This is a genomic window from Mesonia profundi (assembly GCF_031085155.1).
In the GTDB taxonomy this organism is placed as follows: Bacteria; Bacteroidota; Bacteroidia; order Flavobacteriales; family Flavobacteriaceae; genus Mesonia; species Mesonia profundi.
Genome location: NZ_JAVHUL010000071.1, coordinates 1 through 4,298 on the forward strand (window position 1 = coordinate 1; position 4,298 = coordinate 4,298).

3 protein-coding genes are annotated in these 4,298 nt (G+C 39.5%); 1 reads left to right on the plus strand and 2 read right to left on the minus strand.

Going from position 1 to position 4,298, the window contains the following annotated elements:
- Positions 1 to 805: 805 nt before the first annotated feature.
- On the minus strand, positions 806 to 1,930 hold the full coding sequence (gene wecB / locus RBU60_RS14070) for a non-hydrolyzing UDP-N-acetylglucosamine 2-epimerase (RefSeq protein WP_308865702.1): 1,125 nt from the start codon (positions 1,928 to 1,930) through the stop codon (positions 806 to 808).
- Positions 1,931 to 2,475: 545 nt separating this feature from the next.
- On the opposite strand from wecB, the gene RBU60_RS14075 reads away from it, so the two are divergent.
- Positions 2,476 to 3,111 carry a DUF6266 family protein gene (locus tag RBU60_RS14075; RefSeq protein WP_308865703.1) on the plus strand — a complete coding sequence of 212 codons (636 nt, stop codon included), beginning with the start codon at positions 2,476 to 2,478 and terminating at the stop codon, positions 3,109 to 3,111.
- 273 nt (positions 3,112 to 3,384) lie between these two features.
- Here the strand turns inward: RBU60_RS14075 and RBU60_RS14080 are convergent, their stop codons facing one another.
- Entirely contained in the window at positions 3,385 to 3,981 is a 597-nt protein-coding gene (locus tag RBU60_RS14080) for a sugar transferase (RefSeq protein ID WP_308865704.1), read from the minus strand.
- Between the last annotated feature and the right edge of the window lie 317 nt (positions 3,982 to 4,298).

The window sequence follows — 4,298 nt, forward strand, 5'->3', positions numbered from 1 at the left end:
AGGCTTCGATACAATTTTCTTGCGAAAATCACTCAGCCACCTTTTTAGTATGGAGTAGTTAGAGGTGAGAGGTGAGAAAATAGAATCAAGACGTTTAGAAACAGGACTGTTGGAATCAGGACTTTTAGACCCACGACTTAGAAAGTGAAAAACGAAAAGCTTAAAGTGAAAAGTGGGCTTCGATACATCCCGAAACTTCGGGGCTCGCGAAAATCACTCAGCACTTCGATACAAATTCCTTGCAGGAATTCACTCAGTGACCGTTTTAAGTAGTGAAAAAATAGAACCACGACGTTTAGACCCACGACGCTTAGACTTAAGAAAGTGAAAAACGAAAAGTGAAAAGTGAAAAGAGTAAGTCAGAGATTAGAAAACGAGAAAAATTTAAAAGCAAAAACGAAAACATGAAAAGAAAGGTTAATTACCAACTTTAATAAAGATTGGAGGTTTTTGAATGATGCTATATAAGTGTGATCGACTACTGTCATGCAGAGCCTTTCGACTAGGCTCAAGACAGGCTTCGTAGCGGAGTGAAGTATCTTTCCGTTAGGAAACTGACAGATTTCTCGACTCCCCGCCCGTAGCGTTCGGGCAGGCCCGCCTGAATGCTAGTCGGGCAGGCCCGCCCTTTTCGTTCGGACAGGCCTTGCAGTACGCTCGAAATGACAAGATGAAAATGAAATGACACTCGTTTGTTGTCATACGTCTAGTTTCTAGTCTCTATATTCTAGTCTCTCCTACGTCTGATCGTCTTGAGTCTTGGCTCTTGCGTTTTGGAACTGGAGTCTTTAAAATAAACTATTCTTTATTCCTGCTCCAGCAAAAACTCTACAATACGCTCACAAGCTTTCCCATCGCCGTAAGGATTGTGCTTTGCGCTCATCTCTTGATAATGTGTAGGATCATTTAATAAAGAAAGCGTTTCCTCTACAATTCTACGCGTATCGGTTCCTACCAAAACTACCGTACCTGCATCTACCGCTTCAGGACGCTCGGTGTCGTTTCTCATCACCAATACAGGCTTCCCTAGACTCGGTGCTTCTTCTTGCACTCCTCCACTATCGGTAATGATAAGTTTAGATTGATTCATCAACCACACAAAAGCAGGATAGCCCAAAGGATCTATCAAATGAATATTCTTTACTTCCCCTAAAATTTCATTTACTGGCTTCTTTACTTTAGGATTCAAATGCACGGGATACACAATTTGTACCTCTGGTTTTTCCGTTGCGATTTCTTTTAAAGCGGCGCAGATATTTATAAAACCTTGTCCGTGATTCTCCCTTCGATGCCCTGTGACCAAAATAAGTTCTTTCTCTTCTAAAATGATGCTTTTCAAATTGGAGATTTCTTCATTCTGGATGTGTTTTACACGTTCAGAACTTTCCAGAAGCGCATCTATCACCGTATTCCCGGTGACTACAATCGAAGATTCCTTTATGTTCTCCAATAACAAATTATCTTTAGATTTTGTGGTGGGAGCAAAATGATAATCGGTTAGCCTGCCCGTAATCTGTCGGTTCATCTCTTCGGGAAAAGGAGAATCTTTCTTCCAAGTTCTCAATCCGGCTTCCACATGACAAATTTTAGCTCCGCTATAGAAAGCAGCAATAGCCGTAGCCATAGTAGTAGTGGTATCTCCGTGTACAAACACATAATCGGGTTGATACTCTTCCAGCACTACTTTTAACTCGGTAATAATATCCGCCGTTAATTGGTGTAAATTCTGATTGGGTTTCATGAGGTCCAAATCAAAGTCTGGTGTAATTTCAAAGAATTCCAATACCTGATCCAACATTTCTCGATGCTGGGCGGTCACACAGACTTTGGTTTCAAAACCGCTGTTATGCTTTTGCAACTCCTTCACCAAGGGAGCCATTTTTATGGCTTCAGGACGGGTACCAAATACTAGTAAATTCTTCTTTTTCATGCTCTCTATTGTGCTTCAAAGATAGGTATTTTATTTCAGTCACGGGAATAGTGGATAGTGAGGAGTGAGAATATAGATAGTAGAACATAGATACTAGAGTCTAGACCAAAGACTTAAAAAAGTAAGAAAATAGAACCACAACTTTTAGACGTACGACGCTTAGACTTAAAAAAGTTTTTGAATTAAATTTCAACTATTTTCGCATTTAATATTTAAATAGATCATTTCTAAATATTCATCACTATTCTAGTTACCCCTCTTACCCACCTACCGCAACGTTTCCGTCCGTCCTACCAAACCCTTAGACAGTACATAGTTGGCTCGAGGCTAGTTCGATTATCCTTCGATGTTTCTACGAATAAAGTCCCTAAATACGAGGAGACTACGAGGAAACATCGAAGGAACTACGACTCTAGTATGGTTTATCCATAGGTTTTGTATGGGTTTTCTCTATTTCGGCTCACTTCTATATACTTACTTTTATTAGAAATTGACGCGTTCGTTTTTAAGTAATTAATAGGAATGGCGAGAAAAATAAAAAAAAGATGGCAAGATTACTCAACAATCCTTTAGGAAGCATTTCTGGTAAAGCAGGAACACTGGTATTTAAAAAAACCAAGCATGGAAACTTTATAAGCAGTCTCCCCGTACCAAGCAATAAAAAGCCTAGTGAGCCGCAGTTACTACAACGTAACAAAATGAAAGTAATAATGCACTTTCTGGGTCCTTTAAAACACATTTTAAAGTTACTTTTTTCCCCCAACAGACCTACAAGCGCTAGCTTTCATTTTATTAAATCTTATTATCTTCTCCATGGCTTACATTTTGGAACACAAGGCTATGAAATTAATTATGCCACATCTTTAATGAGTTATGGCGACTTAAGACCTCCTGAGCAAGCATTTGCACAATGGGATGGGGCACAAGAAGTACTTCTAGAGTGGAACCCGCAGAGTGAACAAGCTTTAGCACATGCAGAAGATTACCTTTTTGCTGTAGTGTACCACCCACCTACCCATCAATTCTTTTTCGCACCCCAACTTGCAGTGCGTAATGAAGGCCTAACCAGCTTTCTACTTCCTAGCCCGTGGAGTTCTTTTACTTCTTATAAACTTTGGATAGGCTTTCACCAATTGGAAGCTCAAAAAGCTTCTATGAGTGTTTATATGGGAGAATTGTGAAAGAAAAATTAATTCCCAACTTTCATAAAGATTGGAGGTTTTTGAATGGTGCTATATTAGTATGAATGAGTACTGTCATGCAGCGCCTTTCGACTGGGCTCAAGGCAGGTTTCGTAGCGGAGTGAAGCATCTTTCTGCTTTGACAAAAAATAGACCAAAGACTTTTAGAAGTAGGAAGTTTTCTAATTCGAGTTCAAGCTAGTCTAAATAGCAGAAACGCGCTAGTGACTTGAAAATAATGACTCCTCTATCAACAAATAAAAAAATTAGAACCTACGGCACAAATGTCTTCACCAAAATTTTCAAATCTAAGCAGAACGAGTAATTTTCGACATACTCTTTATTGAGCTTTATCTTCTGAGGCCAAATTACTTCTCGGTTATAACGAATAGGGTCTTCTTGTAGAGCCAGCAAAGCCTCTTCTTTTTTAAACTTTAAAGTAGCCAAACCAGTGATTCCGGGTTTTACTGATAAAATAATGCGGCCCTCCCCTTTTAATTCATCTGCAAAACCTTTAACGTCGGGTCGCGGACCTACCAAACTCATATCACCTTTTAGCACGTTCCAGAGCTGCGGAAATTCATCTATTTTAAATTTCCGTAACCAACGTCCGGTTCTAGTAATGCGTGGATCATTTAAGGTGGTAACGCTGTTAGAGCTATTGTCCTCCAACCGCATGCTTCGCAGCTTATATATTTTAAAAGGAATCCCGTACTGTCCTATACGGTAAGCTGCATAAATTCCAGAGGCATGTGTGCTTGCCGTAGCCATCAAAAAACCGATAAGGATCAGAGGCAAGAAAACCATCATAGCCCCCAAGGAAACGAGGATATCTAAACTTCTCTTAAAAAAACGTTCTTGTGTAGTCAATATTAGAATAATACGTTGAGTTATTCTTTAAAAGTAAGCAAATTTAATTAGTCACGTCCCACTAAGATTTAAGACCATGCCTTTGTCGGCCAGGCAGGCACTTCCCGCCAGAATGAAATGAAATGAAGCATCTTTGCGTTCGGACAAAAAATAGAATCAAGACTTTTAGAAACAAGACTGTTGGAATCAAGACTTTTAGACCCACGACGCTTAGACTAAAAAAAGTGAAAAACGAAAAGTGAAAAGTGGGCTTCGATACAATTTTCTTTCGAAAATCACTCAGCCACCGTTTTAGTATGGAGTAGTTAGAGGTGAGA

Excerpts from the sequence above, each read along its gene's own strand:
- wecB (WP_308865702.1), bottom strand. The coding sequence starts at position 1,930 with ATGAAAAAGAAGAATTTACTAGTATTTGGTACCCGTCCTGAAGCCATA.
- RBU60_RS14075 (WP_308865703.1), top strand. The coding sequence starts at position 2,476 with ATGGCAAGATTACTCAACAATCCTTTAGGAAGCATTTCTGGTAAAGCA.